This is a genomic window from Pseudooceanicola lipolyticus, assembly GCF_002786325.1.
Taxonomy (GTDB): Bacteria; Pseudomonadota; Alphaproteobacteria; order Rhodobacterales; family Rhodobacteraceae; genus Pseudooceanicola_C; species Pseudooceanicola_C lipolyticus.
Window position 1 is genome coordinate 22,064 of sequence record NZ_PGTB01000008.1, and the last position, 19,221, is coordinate 41,284.

Annotated in this window: 18 protein-coding genes and 1 pseudogene; 18 read left to right on the forward strand and 1 reads right to left on the reverse strand. The window is 61.2% G+C overall.

Annotation, left to right across the window (positions count from 1 at the left end; genetic code table 11):
* Nucleotides 1–77: 77 nt before the first annotated feature.
* The 14 genes and pseudogenes from CVM52_RS04805 to CVM52_RS28020 form a co-directional block, all read left to right on the forward strand.
* Nucleotides 78–458 (forward strand): DUF3768 domain-containing protein, encoded by a 381-nt coding sequence (locus CVM52_RS04805; RefSeq protein WP_009827032.1) that lies wholly within the window; start codon nt 78–80, stop codon nt 456–458.
* Nucleotides 459–574: 116 nt separating this feature from the next.
* Nucleotides 575–871, forward strand: coding sequence for a hypothetical protein (locus CVM52_RS04810; RefSeq protein ID WP_009827033.1), 297 nt, complete (start codon nt 575–577; stop codon nt 869–871).
* A gap of 78 nt (nt 872–949) precedes the next feature.
* Entirely contained in the window at nt 950–1,333 is a 384-nt protein-coding gene (locus CVM52_RS04815; protein ID WP_009827034.1) for a DUF6878 family protein, read from the forward strand.
* Nucleotide 1,334: 1 nt separating this feature from the next.
* Nucleotides 1,335–1,811 carry a DUF6915 family protein gene (locus CVM52_RS04820; protein WP_009827035.1) on the forward strand — a complete coding sequence of 159 codons (477 nt, stop codon included), beginning with the start codon at nt 1,335–1,337 and terminating at the stop codon, nt 1,809–1,811.
* A gap of 105 nt (nt 1,812–1,916) precedes the next feature.
* Complete coding sequence (locus tag CVM52_RS04825) at nt 1,917–2,561, forward strand: hypothetical protein (protein ID WP_009827036.1); 645 nt, start codon at nt 1,917–1,919, stop codon at nt 2,559–2,561.
* 50 nt (nt 2,562–2,611) lie between these two features.
* On the forward strand, nt 2,612–2,863 hold the full coding sequence (locus CVM52_RS04830) for a type II toxin-antitoxin system ParD family antitoxin (protein WP_009827037.1): 252 nt from the start codon (nt 2,612–2,614) through the stop codon (nt 2,861–2,863).
* Entirely contained in the window at nt 2,856–3,155 is a 300-nt protein-coding gene (locus CVM52_RS04835; RefSeq protein ID WP_009827038.1) for a type II toxin-antitoxin system RelE/ParE family toxin, read from the forward strand. The genes CVM52_RS04830 and CVM52_RS04835 overlap by 8 nt, the downstream gene beginning before the upstream one ends.
* Nucleotides 3,156–3,281: 126 nt before the next feature.
* Entirely contained in the window at nt 3,282–7,679 is a 4,398-nt protein-coding gene (locus CVM52_RS04840) for a strawberry notch-like NTP hydrolase domain-containing protein (protein WP_009827039.1), read from the forward strand.
* The gene (locus CVM52_RS04845; protein WP_009827040.1) at nt 7,676–8,722 is read left to right on the forward strand and encodes a DUF7146 domain-containing protein; all 1,047 of its coding nucleotides are present in this window, start codon (nt 7,676–7,678) and stop codon (nt 8,720–8,722) included. Before CVM52_RS04840 ends, CVM52_RS04845 begins: the two co-directional genes overlap by 4 nt.
* 312 nt (nt 8,723–9,034) lie before the next feature.
* Complete coding sequence (locus tag CVM52_RS04850; protein WP_009827041.1) at nt 9,035–9,946, forward strand: DUF2493 domain-containing protein; 912 nt, start codon at nt 9,035–9,037, stop codon at nt 9,944–9,946.
* A 192-nt stretch (nt 9,947–10,138) separates the two neighbouring features.
* Nucleotides 10,139–11,332, forward strand: coding sequence for a plasmid partitioning protein RepA (gene repA, locus CVM52_RS04855; RefSeq protein WP_009827042.1), 1,194 nt, complete (start codon nt 10,139–10,141; stop codon nt 11,330–11,332).
* Nucleotides 11,316–12,245: a plasmid partitioning protein RepB gene (gene repB, locus CVM52_RS04860; protein WP_100161449.1), complete on the forward strand. Its 930-nt coding sequence runs from the start codon at nt 11,316–11,318 to the stop codon at nt 12,243–12,245. The genes repA and repB overlap by 17 nt, the downstream gene beginning before the upstream one ends.
* A gap of 213 nt (nt 12,246–12,458) precedes the next feature.
* Complete coding sequence (gene repC / locus CVM52_RS04865; protein ID WP_037954835.1) at nt 12,459–13,670, forward strand: plasmid replication protein RepC; 1,212 nt, start codon at nt 12,459–12,461, stop codon at nt 13,668–13,670.
* A gap of 179 nt (nt 13,671–13,849) precedes the next feature.
* Nucleotides 13,850–15,208 (forward strand): annotated as a pseudogene (locus CVM52_RS28020) (ParB/RepB/Spo0J family partition protein); the annotation flags it as partial.
* A gap of 97 nt (nt 15,209–15,305) precedes the next feature.
* On the opposite strand, the gene CVM52_RS04875 reads toward CVM52_RS28020, so the two are convergent.
* A complete protein-coding gene (locus CVM52_RS04875) occupies nt 15,306–16,403 on the reverse strand; it encodes a tyrosine-type recombinase/integrase (protein WP_084353840.1) in 1,098 nt (365 codons plus the stop codon).
* A gap of 156 nt (nt 16,404–16,559) precedes the next feature.
* Between CVM52_RS04875 and CVM52_RS04880 the strand changes: the two genes are divergently transcribed.
* The 4 genes from CVM52_RS04880 (at nt 16,560) to CVM52_RS04895 (ending at nt 19,212) form a co-directional block, all read left to right on the forward strand.
* On the forward strand, nt 16,560–17,444 hold the full coding sequence (locus CVM52_RS04880) for a DUF1403 family protein (RefSeq protein WP_088672544.1): 885 nt from the start codon (nt 16,560–16,562) through the stop codon (nt 17,442–17,444).
* A gap of 2 nt (nt 17,445–17,446) precedes the next feature.
* On the forward strand, nt 17,447–18,043 hold the full coding sequence (gene scpB / locus CVM52_RS04885) for an SMC-Scp complex subunit ScpB (protein WP_088672545.1): 597 nt from the start codon (nt 17,447–17,449) through the stop codon (nt 18,041–18,043).
* A gap of 132 nt (nt 18,044–18,175) precedes the next feature.
* Nucleotides 18,176–18,640 carry a helix-turn-helix domain-containing protein gene (locus CVM52_RS04890; RefSeq protein WP_053079232.1) on the forward strand — a complete coding sequence of 155 codons (465 nt, stop codon included), beginning with the start codon at nt 18,176–18,178 and terminating at the stop codon, nt 18,638–18,640.
* Complete coding sequence (locus tag CVM52_RS04895) at nt 18,637–19,212, forward strand: PIN domain-containing protein (RefSeq protein WP_088672546.1); 576 nt, start codon at nt 18,637–18,639, stop codon at nt 19,210–19,212. The genes CVM52_RS04890 and CVM52_RS04895 overlap by 4 nt, the downstream gene beginning before the upstream one ends.
* Nucleotides 19,213–19,221 lie beyond the last annotated feature (9 nt).

The following is a 19,221-nucleotide window of genomic DNA, read 5'->3' on the forward strand; positions in this document are numbered from 1 at the left end:
ATCGAGGGCGGCTCTTTCCGGCTGACGGGTTGCCGACAGCCGATATCGGATCGGCTGGCCCGTCCCGGAGACATCCTATGACCACCAGACTCGACCTCGATCCTGTTCAGGAAGCCGCACGCATCGCCGCGCAGAATGACGCGTTTCGCAATTCCATCCTCGGCAATCCTTCCGTTGCCGATGCCCCGCAGGGACAGTTTGTGATGACATGTGGCGTCGCCGCGCTTGGACCCGACGCACAACTGGAACTCACACGCCGCGTTGCCGCGTTCGACGCCTTCAATGCCGACAGTGACCCGCAGGGATTGCACGAGATGGGGGTCATCGAATTCAATGGCACGAAGGTTTGGTTCAAGATCGACTTGTACGACGTCGATTATCAGTACGGCTCGCCTGAGCCTTCCGACCCGAAACAGACGCGTCGCGTGCTGACCTTGCTTCTCCCGTCGGAATACTGACGCCCTCCACCCCCAATCGCCGCCCCGGGCCGTCCTTGCATAAAGGGCGGTCCTTTCGGGCTGGCGGGTTTCAAGGGGCGCGATGATCGCGTCCGGCCTGCTGCAGGAGACCAGAGATGGCCAAGACACTCGATTACCAGATCACCCTCTATCCCGCGCATCGTGACGGCGCCTTCGTTGTTACCCAGTTCCATATGATGGCGACCTACCCCGAAAAGCGCGTCCAGGCCGCGGGCATGGACGATTTGATCGACAAGGTGACGCAGTTCGCAATGGAGCATGGTGAGAGTTGCAGTGCTTCGGTGCGTTGCCTCGCCCCGCGCAAACCGCCGGGGTTCAAGCGCGCGACCGAGAATCTGTATTTCAACCTGGTTGACCGGACGGCTGAAAACCGCGGCGACGCTGCGGCCTGAAGCCCCCCAAAGGAAACTCCGGGGCGGCCTCGCGTAACGGTCGCCCTCCCCTCTCCCAATTCCAAAGGACAAAAAGACATGACACAAGCGACTGATTTCTACGCACAGATGCTCGAATCCCAGAGACGCGCATCCGAAGAGCGGGGCGAGACTCGCGCTGCCCTTCTCTCCGAGCTGCGTGCCTTCGGCGTGACCAGCATCGAGGTGCAATATGAAGGCTACGGCGATTCCGGCAATGTCGAGGATGTCGTCGTGACACCCGACACGATCACGCTGACAGAAGAGTTGCGACGCCGGGTTGAAGATTTTGGTTGGGATTTCGCCTATGCGCTGAGCCCCGGATTCGAGAACAACGAGGGCGGTTATGGCGAGCTGACCTGGGCGCTCGAGACGGACAAGATCGATGTTAGCCACTCGAACCGCTATATCGAAACCAACACCACCGAACACGAGGGGCTCTGACATGGCACATCCCCTCCACCACGCCGAAAGCTCCGCCCGAAAATTCGGCGGTGTTCCAGATGACTATCAGTTCGTGCATGACTGGTTTGACTCATCCAAAGAGCACCTAGGTCTCTTTGTTCACAGAGCCCAAAAACATCATACAGTCGGGATCTATGATGCCGAACGTCACTTCGGCCGCAGCCTGACCAACAGCGCGGGCCGGGTCGTCCCGATCCGCTGGATCGGTGAGCAGCATGTGCGCGAGGACTGCCAGGGACGGATCCCGTCGCTGGCGGACTGGCTTGTCCGCATTCAGCCGGAACCGTGGATGGCCAATGGCCGGATCGACAACGATCCTACGCAGATTGTTGGCGATCCGCGTGCGGTCTGGATCGAGGCGGTCTCCAATCACCAGACCATTCTCGGTTTTGAGGACTGGCTGCTGAAGGTCTCTGTCGAGCACATCCAGCATCGCCAAAACCGCGCCGCTGCCTGATCCGCCGGCCAGAAAACTCACCAACCACCGGATCCCATCCACTTCGACCCGCCTGCGCCACAACCGGCTTGGCGGGTCGATTGCGTTTCAAGAAAGGATATCGACATGCAAGACCCTGTCTACGAGGAGGCCTACCAAGGCCACGTCATCAAGATCTATCACGACCCCGATTCTGAGAACCCAAGGGAGTGGTCCAACCTCGGAGCGCTGATCTGTTGGCACCGCCGATACCGGCTGGGGGACAGCCACCGGTTCGACTGCCCCGAGGCGTTCCTGCGCGATCTTGCGGGCGTCTCGGATCAGAGCGATCTTTCACTGGATCGCCTCCGCGAGCGCGCCGAGCGCAAGGCAATCATCTTGCCCGTGTACCTCTACGACCATTCCGGCCTCGCGATGAACACCATCGAGTTCCATTGTCCGTGGGATTCCGGCCAAGTTGGCTTTGTATACGTAACGCTCGAAACGGTTCGAAAGGAGTTCGGCGCGAAGCGCGTCACCAAGGCGATGCGCGAAAAGGCCAAGGACATTCTGCGCGCTGAGATCGTCACCTTCGATGCCTACCTCGGCGGACGGGTTTATGGCTATGTCGTCGAGCGTGACGGTGAAGAGATCGACGCCTGTTGGGGGTTCTTCGAGCACTATGATCTGGACTGCCTGTCCGAGGCGCGGGCGGTTGTAGATCCTCTGATTTTGCGAGAGGTACAAAGACCCGCCGCTGCGGAACAGGGCGCAAGCCCACCCCCGAGTTGAAACGCCCGCAATACTCATATATCTTATTCATGCGTATTACGGAGGTGAGCATGGCAAGCACAAGCGTCACACTTGGCCCCCATTGGGACGAATTCATCGCCCTGATGCTTAAAGAGGGGCGTTACGGGTCAACCAGCGAGTTGATCCGCGCCTCTCTGCGCCTGATGGAGGAGCAGGAAGGTCAGCGGGCGCGGCTTCGCGTTGCGCTGATGGAGGGCAAACAATCCGGTGACGCCGGTCCGCTTGACATGGATGAGATCAAGCGCGACGCGCGGAGCCGCTCTGGCGCTTCTGATGCGTGACATTCATCACTCTCAGGCGGCAAAATCCGACCTCGTCGATATCTGGGTCGAGACAGACCGACAGTGGGGCGAGGCGCAGGCGGACCGCTATCTCGATGATATCGATCGCGCCCTGAAGGGTCTCATCGCCAACCCGCAAATGGGGTCTGACTGTTCCGATCTCTTGCAGGGTGCGCGTAAACTGATCACGGGCCGGCACCTCGTGTTCTACGAGGTGGACCCGGACAGGATCTTCGTGATCCGAGTCTTGCATCAGTCCATGGACGTGCCGAGGCATCTGCGGTCGTCCTGATAACGGGCGAATTCGCACCGGGGCTTTGCCATGAAAGAGCGAGAGGCAGGGCAGGAGGGGTGACCCCTCCCGGGTGAGAGAGTGCGCGCGGGGCTTGGGGCCAACCCTAAACCCCGGAGATTGCCGATGAACGCTCACCCCCATTCCGTCCAACTTGCAACCGAGCCCGACGCCCCTGCCCTGCCAGAGGCTCCGGGCTTCGCCCAACACCTGATGCAGGTTGCGAAAGCCCTCGTCCCCCTGTTCGAGGCGGGCAGGTCCATCGACGCCGCCGCCCTTCGCACTGCGATGGAGCAAGCCTTCGGTGCCAGCGACACCAGCGGCTCCTGGATCTGGAAGGATGCTTACGAAGCCGCAGAGGTCGCCCAGATCCTGATGCTTTCGCGCTACGGTGCGCTGATGCAGCGCCAGGTATCCGCGCCGCGGGCATTTCTCACCATGATCGAGCGTCTCGCCGGTCTGGCCCCCTCCCACACGCGGCGCTCTGAAGACAGTGTCCGCCTGCAACAATTCTCGACCCCTCTGCCCCTCGCGGCCATCGTTGCGCAGGCGGCGGGCTTTCGGGACGACGACCTGGTGCTCGAGCCTTCGGCCGGTACCGGCCTGCTGGCGATTTTCGCAAAGATTGCAGGCGCTCGCCTGGCGCTGAATGAGCTTGCCGAGACCCGCCGCGCCCTGCTGGGACATCTGTTCCCCGGTGCAGTCGTCTCGGATCACGATGCCGCCTCGATCGATGACCGGCTGGATCGGTCGATCACGCCCTCGGTCATCGTGATGAACCCACCGTTTTCTGCGGCCAACCATGTCGACGGCCGGTTCCGGCAGGCCACCAGCCAACATGTCCTGTCCGCCCTAGCGCGTCTCGCGCCGGGTGGGCGGCTTGTCGTCATCACCGGCGAGAGCTTCCGCCCCTCGACGAAATCCTTTCAGTCGACGTTTCAGCGGATCGCACAAAGCGCCGATGTGGTATTTTCCGCCGCTATCGACGGCAAGGTCTTTGCGCGGCATGGCACCACGATCGACACACGGCTGACGGTGATCGACAAGCGTGCGACTGGCGCTGATGAGATCGCATCGGTCGAAAGCGAGGCCGTCTACCATCCGATCTGCGCGACCACCGCCGACCTTCTCAACGCAGTGCTCACCCACTGCCCGCAGCGCCACAGCCCCTCGCCCTGCCCCACCAGTACGGCCCTGTCGGCTCCGACCGCTTCGACCCGCACCAACCTGCAGGCCCTGCGCAATGCCGCGCGCAAGGAAACCCGTGCCCTCGCCGAAGAACGCGCAAGGCACCCGTTTGACGATATCACGACGGCCCCGATCGACTACCTGCCGAAGGCTTGGAGCCAACCCGACGGCACGCTGCAGGACACGGTCTACGAGGCCTATGACCTTCAGGCGATCAGGATCGATGGCGCGGCGGAACATCCGACCGCGCTGGTGCAATCCACCGCCATGGCCTCGGTGCCGCCGCCCGTGCCGACCTATCGTCCCATCCTGCCGAAGAACCTCGTTCAGGACGGCCTTCTTTCTGCGCCGCAGCTGGAAAGTGTCATCTATGCGGGCAACGCGCATGAGACGCATCTCAAGGGCTGGTTCAAGCGCGGCGAGATCGAAGGCCAGTTGATGGCGGCGGCCGAGGGCGACGAAGGCGCGTTTCGCCTGCGCAAGGGCTGGTTTCTGGGTGATGGCACGGGATGCGGTAAAGGGCGACAGGTTGCCGGTATCATCCTCGATAATTGGCTCAAAGGGCGCCGACGGGCGGTCTGGGTCTCGAAGAGCGACAAGCTCATCGAAGATGCGCGTCGCGACTGGATAGCGCTCGGGGGACGCGAAAGCGATATCGTGCCGCTCTCGAAGTTCCGCCAGGGCAGCGACATCCGCCTGCCCGAGGGCATCCTCTTCGTCACCTACGCCACGCTGCGCTCGGCTGAACGTGAGGGCAAAGCCTCCCGCCTCGATCAGGTCACGTCCTGGCTCAGCGATGGGTTCGACGGGGTCATTGCTTTTGATGAAAGCCATGCCATGGCGAATGCTGCCGGAGAAAAGTCCGACCGCGGCGACAAGAAGGCGTCCCAGCAGGGCCTCGCTGGCCTCGCGCTGCAGAACGCCGCGCCCGATGCACGGGTTCTCTATGTCTCGGCGACCGGTGCCACAGTCGTCGGCAATCTTGCCTATGCTTCGCGCCTCGGTCTCTGGGGCACCGGCGATTTCCCCTTCGTGACGCGGGCCGAGTTCGTCGCCGCGATGGAGGCCGGGGGCATTGCGGCCATGGAGATGATCTCGCGCGACCTGAAGGCGCTTGGGCTCTATCTGGCGCGGTCCCTCTCCTATGCCGGGGTCGAATACGAGATGCTGGTCCATGAGCTGAGCCCCGCTCAAGTCGCCATATACGACAGCTACGCCGATGCCTACCAGATCATCCACAACAACCTTGAGGCAGCGCTTCAGGCCTCGGGTATTTCTTCTGAGACCGGCACGCTGAACGCCCAAGCGAAATCCGCCGCGCGTTCGGCCTTCGAGAGCAACAAGCAGCGCTTCTTCAACCATCTCATCACCGCCATGAAATGTCCCTCGCTGATCCGCGCCATCGAGGCGGACCTTGCAGCAGGGCACTCGGCCGTGATTCAGGTGGTCTCGACCAGCGAAGCGGTGATGGAACGCCGCCTTGAAGAGATCCCTTCCTCGGACTGGGACGATCTGCAGGTCGATTTCACGCCGAGGGAGAACATCATGGACTACCTGATGCACAGCTTCCCGACGCAGCTTTTTGAGCCTTACACCGACGAGAATGGCGATCTGCGCTCGCGCCCCGCCCTCGATTGCGATGGCAACCCGATCATCTGCCGCGAGGCGGAGCGGCGGCGGGATGATCTTGTCGAGCATCTTGGGGCCCTCGCCCCGGTGCAGGGCGCGCTCGACCAGATCCTCTGGCATTTCGGAGGCGATGCAGTGGCTGAGGTCACGGGGCGCAAGCGGCGCATCGTCAAGACGCGTGAGGGGCGGCTCAAGGTCGAGAACCGCCCCGCCTCCTCCAACCTCGGCGAAACCCAGGCCTTCATGGACGATGCAAAACGCATCCTGATCTTCTCCGATGCGGGTGGCACCGGGCGCAGCTACCACGCCGATCTCGGGGCCAAGAACCAGCGCCTTCGGGTGCATTACCTCCTGGAGCCCGGGTGGAAGGCCGACAATGCGATTCAGGGTCTCGGGAGGACCAACCGCACGAACCAGGCGCAGCCGCCACTCTTTCGCCCCGTCGCCACAGACGTGAAGGGCGAGAAGCGCTTTCTCTCCACCATCGCCCGCCGCCTCGACACGCTGGGTGCCATCACCAAGGGACAGCGCGAGACCGGCGGTCAGAACATGTTCCGTGCCGAGGACAACCTTGAGAGCCCCTACGCACGCGCTGCGCTGCGCCAGTTCTTCTACAAGCTGCGTGCGGGTAAGATCGAGGCCTGCTCCTATGCGAAATTCCAGGAGATGACTGGGCTGACGCTCGATGAAGCGGATGGCACGATGAAAGAGACCCTGCCGCCGATCCAGCAGTTCCTGAATCGTTGCCTCGCGCTCCGCATCGACATGCAGGACGCGATCTTCGAGGCCTTCGGCGGGTTCCTCTCGGCCATCATCGAAGATGCGCGCCAGGCAGGCACGCTCGATGTCGGCCTCGAAACGCTCAAGGCCGAGAAATTCGAAATCGTCGACCGCAAGGTCATCTTCGAGCACGGGGCTACGGGCGCAACGGCAACTGCGCTGACCGTGGAGCGTACCGATCGCAACGATCCGCTCACCCTGCCCCGGATCAAATCGATCTGCGCAAATACGGACGGCGCGACGCTGTGCTGGAACACCTCCTCCAAACGCGCGGCGCTGATGGTGAATGCGCCGGCCTTCATGGACGAGGACGGCGTGCCGATCCTGCGGGTGAAGCTTCTGCGTCCGATGGCCACAGAAATCCTCGCGCTGACCGAGTTCTCGAAGTCGCACTGGGAAGAGATCGATGATGCGATATTCGAACAGCTCTGGCAGGCCGAGGTCGAGGCAGTGCCGGAGTTCACCACCTCAAAGATTACGCTCATCTGCGGGCTTCTCCTGCCGATCTGGGATCGGCTTCCCGCTGACAACATGCGCATCTACCGCCTTCAGACCGAGGATGGGGAGCGCGCCATCGGTCGACTGGTCAGCCAGGAGCAGCTTCTCAATGTCTTTGCACGCCTTGGTCTCGATTGCCAGATCGAGATGACGCCGCGGGAAGTGCTCGCCGCCGTGATGGAAGCCAGGACGACGCTGAACCTCCTCGGCGGCTATCAGCTGCGCCGGTCGCTGGTCATGGGGCAGCCGAGGCTTGAGCTGATAGGTGCTTCAGGCGCGGCCCTGCCCGGACTGAAGGCAATGGGCTGTTTCACGGAAGTGATCCAGTGGAAGACGCGGGTGTTCATTCCGGTCGACGGCATCGAGGTGCTGACACGGGTCCTTGCCGAGCATCCAGTTGGCGCCGGCACATCGGAGGCCGCCGCATGAGCGCGCGCCACAGTATCGCGGACCTCTCGGCCGATCTGGCAGACCATGCCGAGAGTTTCTGCCGCCAGTATTTCCCCGAGGGGCGCAAGCTGGGTAATTATTGGCAGGTCGGCGACACGTCCGGTGCAAAGGGCCAGAGCCTCGCCATCCGTCTGCAGGCGCAGGTTGGTCGTAAAGCCGGGTCCTGGCAAGATTTCGCGACGGGTGAATATGGCGACCTGATCGACCTGCTGCATGAACGGCTTGGGTCTGTCACGCTCAAGGAGACCCTGAGGGAGGCTCGATCCTTCCTCGGCGAAGCCCCCTGCCCTGCCGTACCTCGAGACACCCAAAGGGCTGAGCGCCCGGATGCAGCCTCCAGCAAACGCATCGCGCGGGCGCGCAAACTTTTCGCTGCTGGCAAGCCGGTGTTTGGCACCTTGGCCGCCACCTATCTGCAGGGGCGCGGGATCACACGGCTCGGCCCGGCCCTGCGCTATCACGCGCGTGTCTTCCTGCGGCAGGGCGAGGACGACCCCGATCTGCTGGAACGGGCCCCTGCCCTACTGGCAAAGATCACCGACAATCGCGGCCAGATCACCGGATGCGCAAGGGTTTTTCTCGACCCGTCCACCGGCGGTTTGGCCGAGATCGAGAGCCCGAAGCGGATCCTCGGACAGCTGCACGGCCATGCCATCCGCTTCTGGTCCGGCAAGGCGCGCAGCGATCTCATCGTCGGTGAAGGTCTCGAGAACACCCTCTCGGTCGGCACGGCTCTCCCCGAGTTCGATCTCGCCTCCTGTCTCACTGCCACCCATCTCGGCCTCTTCATCCCGCCGCCGAGGATCAAGCGTATCTGGATCGCGCGGGACAATGACGAAGCTGGACGCGACGCATCAATAAGATTGCTTAACCAACTGGAATCGCTTGGAATTACCTGTGGTGATCTCGTACCAAACATGGGCGATTTCAACGACGATCTGCGGGCATTTGGCAAAGATGCGCTGCGCCGTTCTCTGCTAAAGGCCATGAAAGCACAAGGTCTGGAGATCGAGGACGGGTGACCGCCAACCTCCCCGGGGATGCCTGACCGGGCAAAGGTTTCGCCGGTTCTATCTGATCCCGTTTGGACAAGGGGAGCGATGGACCGGCGGGTCGGAGCAGAGTGCTCCTCGCCCGGGCAGCAATGCGCCCGCTACCCGGAAAATTCCCCTGCCCCACCACATGACCGTGGCGGGCCATTCCTCGCGGGAACAATTTTCCGGTCCGGGTCACATTCTCCGCTGCGCTCCGATCCTGACGGATGCGGCCCGGTCGCCGCCGGTCCTGTTATCGCCCCATCCAAATCGGGTCAGATCAAACAGAGGAACCAGACAATGCCCCATCAGACAGACATCCAAGAGGAAACCGGCGTGACCTCCGCCATCCTCGACCACCTCGCACTTCACGTCGCAACGCCCGGGCCCGGCGAGACCGATCATCGCCCCCTGCCCCAGCCCGACGAGGTCGAACTCGCCATGGCGACGCTCTTTGACACCACCATCGGCCTCCTCACCGGAAGCCAGTTGGAAGACAATCTCGAAGAGATGCTCTGGTCCCTGACCTCGATCTTCCATCGCCGGCTCACCCATATCCAGAAGCTCCTCGATGACAACGAATTCGAGGTCCGGGAAAGTCTGGCCATCCAGGACGGCTCCGAGGTCGCCTCGGTCGAACTCGAGCGCCTCCAGATGATCGGGCTGAAGCTCTGGGACCATCGCGACGCTTTCGAGCAGATGCGCGATCTGGCCGTGGACCACTTCTCGGCCGCCACCGGTTCACCCTGGCTGCCCCGCACCGGATCCAAGGTCTCGCATCGCGGTCTCACCTCCGCCGTGGTGGACAGCCGGGCCTATCTCTCGGCCAAGCGGCGCAAGGAGACCGAGGTTCACTGCCCCGAAGGCACGCGGATCGCCTTCTCGGGCGGGGACTATCACGCCTACGACCTGATCTGGTCCGTCCTCGATGCCACCCATGCGAAATACCCAGACATGATTCTTTTACACGGCGGCACACCAAAAGGTGCCGAGATGATCGCTGCCCGCTGGGCAGATACCCGTGGTGTCACGCAGGTGGCGTTCAAACCCGACTGGAAGAGCCATGGCAAGGCTGCCCCCTTCAAGCGCAACGACAAGATGCTCGAGACCATGCCCCAGGGTCTGATCGCCACGCCCGGTTCGGGCATCACCGAGAATATCGTCGACAAGGCCCGCAAACTCGGCATCCGCATCAAGAGGATCGGGGCTTAGGCCCCGGTTCACGCACCGCGCAGGAGATCCCGCACGACCACAGCCTCGGAGTAATGGAACGCTACCCTTGTGGTGGACTTGGTGCACGACGCAATATCTAGAAAGTGCTTGCACGAATCTGGCTGGTCGGGCAATAGTCTCGAAAAATAACGCGCGGTCACATAAAAAACGCGCCCACGGATCGGGGCAGACATGAGCGAAGCAGAACAGGATCTTGATATCGCCATCGGGCACTACGCGGAACTTCTCGCGTCGAACCTGCATGCTCAGCGCGCTGCGCACTTCCCACCAGATGCAAAGAAGGTGATGCGCACTTTGACCAGCGGCGAAGCTGCTGAGCTCCTTGGCGTCGACCATACCTATCTTCGGAAGCTTCATCGAGAAGGAAAGATCGTTGACGTCGAGACGACGGCGGGAAGTCATCGCCGCTATACGCTCGACGATATCTGGGAAATCCGGCAGACGCTTGAAGGAAATGCAAAAAAGTCTGGAACTTACGTGCCTGGGCGTCGCGACGGTGACGAGCTTCAAGTCATATCAGTGGTGAACTTCAAGGGCGGCTCCGGCAAAACGACGACGTCTGCTCACCTCGCTCAGCGCTTGGCGCTAAAGGGGTACAGGGTTCTTGCGATCGATCTCGACCCCCAAGCATCTCTTTCGGCTCTTCATGGAATCCAGCCAGAACTCGACCTTATGGAGGGCGGAACCCTCTATGATGCCGTTCGCTACGACGATCCGGTTCCGATCGCCGAAGTGATCCGCAAGACTTACATCCGCGGCCTTGATCTTATCCCGGGCAACCTTGAACTCATGGAGTTCGAGCACGAGACGCCTGCTGCTATCCAGCGAGGCGGAGCGAAGGCGTTCTTCGCGAGAGTTCATGACGCACTCGATAGTGTTGAAGCAAACTACGACGTTGTTGTGATCGACTGCCCGCCGCAGCTTGGTTTCTTGACGATGTCAGCACTTTCTGCGTCCTCGGGTGTCCTCGTGACGGTTCACCCGCAGATGCTTGACCTCATGTCGATGTCTCAATTCCTGCGAATGACTGCGGATCTCCTGGGAGTGATCAGGGATGCAGGCGCAAATCTGCGCTTCGATTGGCTGCGCTTCTTGCCAACGCGATACAAAGTCGGCGACGCGCCACAAACCGAAGTCATCGCCTTCATTCGCGGGCTGTTTGGGAGGTCGGTCCTGACCAATCACATGGTTGAATCGACCGCAATATCTGATGCCGGCTTGACCAAGCAAACGCTCTACGAAGCTGACAAAAAGGACTTCACGCGTCAGACGTTTGATCGTGCGATCGAATCCATGAACGCAGTGAACGATGAGATCGCTGAAATCATCCAGAACACATGGGGTCGGAATGGCAAGAAAGCCTAAACTTGGCCTGCCGCTGCAGACCCTTCGCAACGCTCCTGACGCTCTTGAAGGGCGCCGACTGCGTGGCGGTGTATTTGAGATCGATCCGGCGCAGATCCTTACCGAAGGACGGTTGGATGACAGGCTTCAGATTGAAGTTGAGGGCCTGAAGAACTCTATTTCCAAGAACGGTCAGCGTGTGCCCGTCTTGGTGCGCCCACTGGAAGGCGATCGCTACAACCTGATCTATGGCCGCAGACGCTTGGAAGCATGTCGCGAACTCGGTATCAAAGTTCGAGCCATCGTCACAGAGGTTGAGAGTGATCAAGCGCTTCGAGATCAGCTTCTCGAGAACCAAGAGCGTCGTGATCTGAGCTTTATTGAGCGTGCGCTCGTTGCGACGGCACTTCTGGACGGTGATCATTTGGAAGGGGCTGAGCGCACCAATCGAGGTGTCGCCGAAGTCCTTAACCTCCACGAAGCCGGGGTTTCACAACTCTTGAGTGTCGTTCGGACGGTCGGCGAGGAACTCATCCAGGCAATTGGTGCGGCTCCCGGGATTGGTCGCCCGAGATGGGAAGAGCTCAAAAAGGCTTTGGGTGCCTACGACGGTGATCGAGACCAACTGCAAGCCGTAGCTCATGCAGCCAAGTCCGAAAGTTCCGGCTCGGTCGATGAGGTTTCTGAGCGTGCGTTTCTCGCAGTTCTGGCAGCCGCGAAGAGCGCAGAGAAGAAAGCAAGCCCGTCTAGAAAAGGCGTGCCTGCTTTGGCGATCCCCGGTGTCGGAGCTGCGACGGTCAAGACCAGCCGCCAAGGCAAGCAGCTTAAACTCGATCTGACTACGGATGAACCTGATTTTATCAGCTGGTTGGAGGGCAATGCCCCAAAGCTGATTACCGAGCTTCATGAGCGCTGGAAGCGTTCAGAAGACTGAGGAAGAGCAACCAACAAGAAGGAGGCACGATACAGGCAAAAAGAAAAAGGCCCCGAGAAGCTAGCTTCACGAGACCTTTGTAAGGTTTCGCACCGGGATCAGCCCGCTACAAAATCTCAGTTTTCGCACTTCTGAATGTAGCGTTCTGGCCCCTACCCCGCAAGCGCAAAGCGATTCGCGGGCCCTAGAATTTTTGTCTTCGTGAACATTTTCATGGAGTACACACCAATTTCGCCGTTTATGCGGCCGATTTCGCACGCTCATTTGCGCGTCATCGAGCGACCCGAGGCATCTGTTCCGGCCAGACCCGTTAACAAGTGGGAACTCCTGCGCGAGCTCTCCAAGGCGCAAGCGGCCTTTGGGGTCTCGGAACGTGATCTGACTGTTTTGCAGGGGCTCCTCAGCTTCTTTCCGGACGATGCGCTTGGCGGGAACGCCGAGATGGTCGTCTTCCCCTCGAACAAGGCGATCTGCGAGCGCCTGAATGGCATGCCGTGCTCAACGATGCGTCGTCACCTCGCGCGTCTCGTCGAGGCTGGCTTGCTCCAGCGGCGCGATAGCCCCAATGGGAAGCGCTACGTCCGCAAGCACGGCGAAGACCGCGTCGCCTTTGGCTTCGATCTTTCCCCGCTCTACTGCCAGTCCGAGGAGATAGCACGGGCCGCAGAGGCCGTACGTGAGGCTGAGGAGCGCGTCAGGCGCCTGAGAGAGGTCGTAAGCCTCATGCGACGCGATCTCGCGGCCCTCGCCGAGTTCGGAGACGAGATGCAGCCAGGCCTAGGCTTCTGGGATCAGCTTCGCGACAAGGCTGCCCTCACAGCCCGCGCGCTTCGCCGCAAGCTTTCAATTGAGGACCTCGCGGCCTATCGAGCCGATCTTGAAGCTCTCCTTGACCAGGCACGCAACATCATTGATGGCCCTGAAACAGAAGAAATGAACACCAATGATGCCCAATCTGAGCGTCACCATCATAATTCAAATAAAGAATCTATAGATTTTGAGCCGGCTTTAGAAAAAAGCGGGGCGGCGGCGGGTGTGCCAGATGTGGATACGAATGAGCCGGTGGCTGACGTTGATGAACAGGACACAAGACATCTGCCAAAGATCCCGCTTCACCTAGTGATAGCGGCATGTCCCTCGCTGAAGACCTTCTACCAAGGTGAGATCCGGCATTGGCATCAGCTTTTCGATGCGGCGGGCCATGTGCGGCCAGCCATGGGGATCAGTGCGTCTGCATGGGAAGAAGCACAGCGGTTCATGGGTCCGGAGCAAGCGTCGATCGTCGTTGCTGCGATGCTGGAACGCTTCGCCGACATAAGATCGCCTGGTGGATACTTGCGAGCTCTGACTGCCAAAGCTGCGGCCGGCGAGTTCTCCTGTGGGCCGATGGTCATGGCATTGATTGGGCGACGATCTGCAGCTTAACAGCTGTTAAGGTTGAGAGACTGCGTACTTTTCCGCCACCTCGGGACTGTCGACTTAACAGCTGTTAAAGTCCTGCCTCGCGAGCGTCAGAATATGAGAGGGAAAGGGTTGTTGGTTTGAGGGTGACGGGAAGTGAGATCGGAAGAGTGGCTTCCGGCGCCCGTCGTGGAGGAGATCTGATGGCGAAACCTGCCCAGAAAGTCACCCAGTCCCCGTTCCGGGACATTCCCTTCGACAAGCTCGTGCTGAGCCAGTCCAACGTCCGGCGCATCAAGGCCGGCATCTCGGTCGAGGAACTGGCCGAAGACATCGCCCGCCGCGGGTTGCTGCAAAGCCTGTGCGTCCGGCCCGTTCTGGCGGATGATGGGTCCGAGACAGGCAAGTTCAAAATACCCGCTGGCGGTAGGCGCTTCCAGGCCCTGTCACTCTTGGTGAAGCAGAAGCGCCTGGCCAAGACGACGCCCATTCCCTGCTTCGTGCGGGATGCGAAGTCCACGATCCTCGCCGAAGACGACTCGCTCGCCGAGAACATGAAGCGCGCTGTCCTGCATCCACTCGATCAGTTCCGCGCCTTCGTGGCGCTGCAGGAGAAGGGTCAGGGCGACGAAGAGATCGCAACCGCCTTCTTCGTCAGGCCGCAGGTGATCAAACAGCGCTTGAAACTCGCCGTCGTGGCCCCTGCCCTGCTCGAGCTTTATGCCGAGGATGAAATGACGCTGGAGCAGCTGATGGCCTTGACGGTTAACCCGGATCATGAGCGCCAGGTTCAGGTCTGGGAGGCGATCCGCTCGTCCTGGAACAAGGAGCCCTATCAGATCCGGCGGATGCTGACGGAAACCTCGGTGCGGGCATCCGATCGTCGTGCTGTCTTTGTCGGCATCGATGCCTATGAGTCTGCTGGCGGCACCATGTTGCACGACCTCTTCCAGGGCGATGACGGCGGCTGGCTGGAAGACCCCGCCCTGTTCGATCGTCTGGTCAGCGAGAAGCTTCAGGCTGAAGCCGAAGCCATTGCGACCGAAGGTTGGAAATGGATCGAGGTCTCGCTCGACCTGCCCTATGGCTACAGCCACGGTTTGCGGCGGCTGAGCGGAGACCCGGCACCGATGACGGATGACGAAGGCGCGGCCCATGCCAAGCTTCTTGCCGAATACCGGGCGCTCGAAGAGGAATACGAGGGCCAGGATGAATTCCCCGAGGAAGTCGACGCGCGACTTGGCGAGTTGGAAATTGCGATGGAGAAGCTCGAGACTCGGCCGTTGATCTTCGACGATGAAGAGATCGCGCGGGCAGGGGCTTTTGTGACGCTTTATCGCATGGCGAGCTTGTCGTTAATCGCGGCTTTGTCCGGCCCGAGGATGAGCCTCGGGAATACGCTGATGTCTTCAGCTGTGAACCGACAGCAGGGCGCTGAGCTTTCAACGGGGAGTTACGCGGATGGTATCGGCCACGGTACGGAAATCACTTCTGCTGGTCAAGCGCTTGGCGCGAACGCACGCGACGACGAGGACGATGGTGCGTTGAAGCCCTTGCCTGAGCCCGTTCCCGACACCGAGCAGGCTGAAGATGCAGATCTTCTTGACTTCATCAGCTCAGACCGGCCAAGGATTAATGACAGGATGACAGTTCGCAAGATTACAATCCAGCGGCTTTCGTCAGGTTCACGCGGAAGCGGTCGCGGCGGCGTTGGTAGCGGCGGGTCATCTGTGCCGAAGCGTGGCCAAGGTGCTTCTGCACATACCGCTCGTCCACCTCGGCCGAACTGGCGAGACCTGCGCGCAGAGAATGGCCAGAGAACAGTGCCAGGCGTTCCTTTTCGGGCAGTTCGGATCGGATGCCGGCGTCCAGGACCGTTCGCTTGATCAGCCGCGCGACATGCTTGTCGTTCAGCCTTGTCTCCAGGGCCTTCTTTCCACCCCGAGTGGTGCCGACAAAGACCGGCCCGAAGTCGATCCTGGCGAAGTGCAACCACTGCTCGAGCGCATGCACAGGGCAGCTGGAGTTAGACGATCCCAGACCGATCTCGACCTCGCGCCAGCCGGTCTTGGCGTTGAGCGTCAGCACGGCGCCGTCGTCGAGGATCTCGATCCAGCCGCCTGAATCGGGCGTGTCGTCCTTTCCGACATCCAGGCTGACGATCTCGGAGCGGCGGAGCCCGCCGGCGTACCCGAGGAGCAGGATGGCGCGGTCCCTGAGCCCGCGCAGGTCGTAGGGCAGGGTGGCGACCATCGCGAGGATGTCCTCGGCCAGGATCGCTTCCTTCTGCACCGGCGGACGGGCGTGTTTGCGTTTGATCCCGGCCAGCACTGTTGCGATGTGGCGGTTCTTACGATCGAGGACAAAGCCGCGTTGCGCATAGTTCCAGGCAAGGCCGGAGAGGCGACGTTCGATGGTACTGACCGATAGGGCAGGGGAGGGGCCCGCTCCGGACGCCAGGTCTGCGAGATAAAGCCCGATCATTTCAGGCGACGGGGGCAGAGGCTCCGCGCCCTTCATCCGACACCACCGCGCGAAATGCGCCCAATCCTTGGCATAGGCTTTCAGCGTATTGTCAGAAGCTGCGGCGCGCGCATAATCTCGGGCGGCGTCGACCAGGCGATCAAGGCTGCCGGATCCCGCGACGTGGGCGGGTAGGGAGATGTCGTCGCTTTTTTCTTGATCGCTGTCGCCGTTCTGAGCGATACAAAACGCACCAGAGTTTGATGATGTCGACTTCTCGTCCTCTGAGGGCATTTTCCAGTGAATCCGGTGGTGAAATTAAACTGCGTCCTAGCATATCTCTTGATGTCCGATAATGCAAACTTATTGGACATTAATAAGACTTACAAGGCGGGGCGGTTTAGACGCTATTTTCTGGAATAAAGCGCCGCGAAGATGTAGGTTGTCCGCATGATCTTTACCCGCGACAGCCGCATCAGCGACCCTGAGACCCTACCCCGGATGCCCGCCTGGGTCACCTCTGCACGCGCTGAAACCCTTGAAGATGTTGCGTTTTTGTCAGGTGCAGCGCTGAACCACCTGCATGTTGTGTTGGCGCAAGGGGACCTGCCCCACGCCTTGTTCCGGGATCGGCTCGCTCTGCGTGCCGCAGAGGCTTGTGTCGCGTTTTCCGGGCGGCCGGAGCGGGCGGCGGAGTTGCGCGACGTGGTACATGTTCTGCGGCCCGGTGACTTGCCGGGTCCGGCGGGCGAAACCTACCTGGTCTGGCGGCGCGCGGTGGAGCGGCCGGTGTCGATCAAGGCTCTAGGCCGAGCCTTGCCGACCTTCGAGCCGGGCCAGATTGCTACAAGGCTCGATACGGGGAAGGGGGCGCCGGTGACCCGCGCCGCGATGGCGCTGGAAGCCGTTCTGCGCGAGGCGCCACGTGCAGACGTAGCAGGACTGATGCTCGCGGATGCGGCCCTGGCTAGGGCACTCGGCTGGGATCATTTCGTGCCGCTGCTGGCCCCAGGCCTGAAACGCGCCGATCTGCGTAAGCGTGGCGAAGACTTGCGCTTGGCCTGTCATCGGGCACTCATCTCTTCGGTGTTCGAGGCGGTGCGGCAGGCCTCTGACCTCGCGCGTCGGGTGACGCACCTAAAGTCGGTCGCTCCGAAGCTGCGGGCAAAGGGGGCGGGGGATGCCGTCGAGATGTTCCTGACCCGGGATGCCGTGGCGCCGTCGGCCCTGCCTTTGCCGGATCGCGCCGCGCGGCGGCTCTGCGACCGGCTGGTCGACCTCGGCGCGGTGCGCGAGCTGACTGGGCGCGACACTTTCCGACTCTACGGGGTGTAGCGATGGCGAAGGATCGCCCTGAGCCGGAGCTTGATCGCGAGTTGACCGACCTGCCGCCCGATCTGCGCTGGCGCGAATGGATGCGCCGGATCGAAGCGGTTCTGTTTGCCAGTGCCGCGCCGGTGCCACGTGAGGATCTGGCGCGGGTCGTGGGGCAGGGGGCCTCAGTCGATCTGCTGGTTGAGGACCTTGCCGCCGATCTGGAGGGGCGGGCCTTCGAGATCGCGCAAGTTGCCGGCGGCTGGATGTTCCGGACGCGGTCGGCCTATGCCCCCGCGATCCGCGCCGCGGCGGATGTCGGGGACCAGTTGCTGGACTTGAGTGAATTCGACGTCGCGGTGCTGGCCGCCATCGCCTATCACCAGCCTATCACCCGCGACGGGCTGAAGGACATCTTCGGCAAAGAGATCAGCCGTGACCTGATCGGGCGGCTCCATGCGCGCGGGCTGATCGGAACCGGGCCGCGGTCGCCTCGACGCGGGGCGCCCTATACCTTCGTCACCACCGAGCAGTTCCTTGTCGCGTTTGGGTTGGAGAGCCTTCGCGATCTTCCCGATCGCGAGCAGCTGGTGGATGCGGGGGTGGTCGGCTCGGCTTAGTGGCCTAGCGGCACTCGGTCAGGCGGCTCGTTCACATGGCGTTAGTGAATTTCGAATATTTCGAGTGTTGCGATTGTTTCGAATGGGAGCTATCCTATATCTAACTCAAGTCGTGAGAACTGGAGAGACAAGATGAACGCCCTCAGAAAAGAGGCGTTTTTTGATCGCTTGCCCGATGAGGTGGAGATCAAGAACGCTGAACAACTCAGAACAATTGTCGCTTCCCAAATCAAGGAGGGCGAGCCCACTACGCTGTCGCTTGCCCTTGAAAGCGGCGAAGTCCAAACCGTAACCCTTGCACCGGCCCTCACAGCATCTCTTCTCGAGGTGCTGCGCCTCGTATCGAGCGGTCGCGGGTTTCGGATGATCCCGGTAGAGGCTGAGCTGACGACACAGCAGGCAGCAGACTTGCTCAACGTATCGCGTCCATTCCTGGTGAAGCTTCTTGAGGAGAAAGAAATTCCGTTCACGAAGACAGGACGGCATCGCCGCGTCCGCGCGAATGATCTGTTTGCTTACAAAGAAAAGCGTGACGCTGCCAGATCAGACGCGTTGGGCGATCTTGCGGTGATGGATGCCGAGGACGGCCTTATATGAGCCGATACGCAGATCGGTTCACGGCTCTCCTCGATGCATGCGTCATAGGCGGCGCGCTTCGTAGAAACATGCTGCTCAGCCTTGCCGAGGCCGGACTGTTCCGGCCCCGGTGGAGCAGTCGCATTCTGGACGAGACTCAGAAAGCCATCTTTCAGATCACGAAGGGCGAGACCGATGGTGCGCGTCAGAGGGCGGCCATAGAAGCCGCCTTCCCAGAAGCTTTGGTGACGGGCTATGAAATTTTCGAAGAGAAACTCGCCTTGCCAGACCCTGACGACAATCATGTCCTCGCCGCCGCCATCGCAACGTCAGCGTCCGTCATAGTGACGGACAATCTAGCCGATTTCCCATCCGAGGCCCTGGACCTGCACGCCATCCAGGCGATTTCCGCCGACGACTTCATCGCCGACACAATCGAGTTGGATCCCTCGGAGGCCATTCTGGCCCTGCGCCGTATGCGCGAGCGTTTCAGGAATCCGGCGCTCGATGTTGCGACCTTGATTCACAAGTCCGAAGCGCAGGGCCTACTGCAGGTTGCAACCTTCATGGACGAGTACCAGTCGTTCCTGTAGCTTGCTTCT

Bases quoted from the DNA above. Each gene is read 5' to 3' on its own strand.
- CVM52_RS04805 (WP_009827032.1), top strand. From the start codon at position 78: ATGACCACCAGACTCGACCTCGATCCTGTTCAGGAAGCCGCACGCATC.
- CVM52_RS04810 (WP_009827033.1), top strand. From the start codon at position 575: ATGGCCAAGACACTCGATTACCAGATCACCCTCTATCCCGCGCATCGT.
- CVM52_RS04815 (WP_009827034.1), top strand. From the start codon at position 950: ATGACACAAGCGACTGATTTCTACGCACAGATGCTCGAATCCCAGAGA.
- CVM52_RS04820 (WP_009827035.1), top strand. From the start codon at position 1,335: ATGGCACATCCCCTCCACCACGCCGAAAGCTCCGCCCGAAAATTCGGC.
- CVM52_RS04825 (WP_009827036.1), top strand. From the start codon at position 1,917: ATGCAAGACCCTGTCTACGAGGAGGCCTACCAAGGCCACGTCATCAAG.
- CVM52_RS04830 (WP_009827037.1), top strand. From the start codon at position 2,612: ATGGCAAGCACAAGCGTCACACTTGGCCCCCATTGGGACGAATTCATC.
- CVM52_RS04835 (WP_009827038.1), top strand. From the start codon at position 2,856: ATGCGTGACATTCATCACTCTCAGGCGGCAAAATCCGACCTCGTCGAT.
- CVM52_RS04840 (WP_009827039.1), top strand. From the start codon at position 3,282: ATGAACGCTCACCCCCATTCCGTCCAACTTGCAACCGAGCCCGACGCC.
- CVM52_RS04845 (WP_009827040.1), top strand. From the start codon at position 7,676: ATGAGCGCGCGCCACAGTATCGCGGACCTCTCGGCCGATCTGGCAGAC.
- CVM52_RS04850 (WP_009827041.1), top strand. From the start codon at position 9,035: ATGCCCCATCAGACAGACATCCAAGAGGAAACCGGCGTGACCTCCGCC.
- repA (WP_009827042.1), top strand. From the start codon at position 10,139: ATGAGCGAAGCAGAACAGGATCTTGATATCGCCATCGGGCACTACGCG.
- repB (WP_100161449.1), top strand. From the start codon at position 11,316: ATGGCAAGAAAGCCTAAACTTGGCCTGCCGCTGCAGACCCTTCGCAAC.
- repC (WP_037954835.1), top strand. From the start codon at position 12,459: ATGGAGTACACACCAATTTCGCCGTTTATGCGGCCGATTTCGCACGCT.
- CVM52_RS04875 (WP_084353840.1), bottom strand. From the start codon at position 16,403: ATGCCCTCAGAGGACGAGAAGTCGACATCATCAAACTCTGGTGCGTTT.
- CVM52_RS04880 (WP_088672544.1), top strand. From the start codon at position 16,560: ATGATCTTTACCCGCGACAGCCGCATCAGCGACCCTGAGACCCTACCC.
- scpB (WP_088672545.1), top strand. From the start codon at position 17,447: ATGGCGAAGGATCGCCCTGAGCCGGAGCTTGATCGCGAGTTGACCGAC.
- CVM52_RS04890 (WP_053079232.1), top strand. From the start codon at position 18,176: ATGAACGCCCTCAGAAAAGAGGCGTTTTTTGATCGCTTGCCCGATGAG.
- CVM52_RS04895 (WP_088672546.1), top strand. From the start codon at position 18,637: ATGAGCCGATACGCAGATCGGTTCACGGCTCTCCTCGATGCATGCGTC.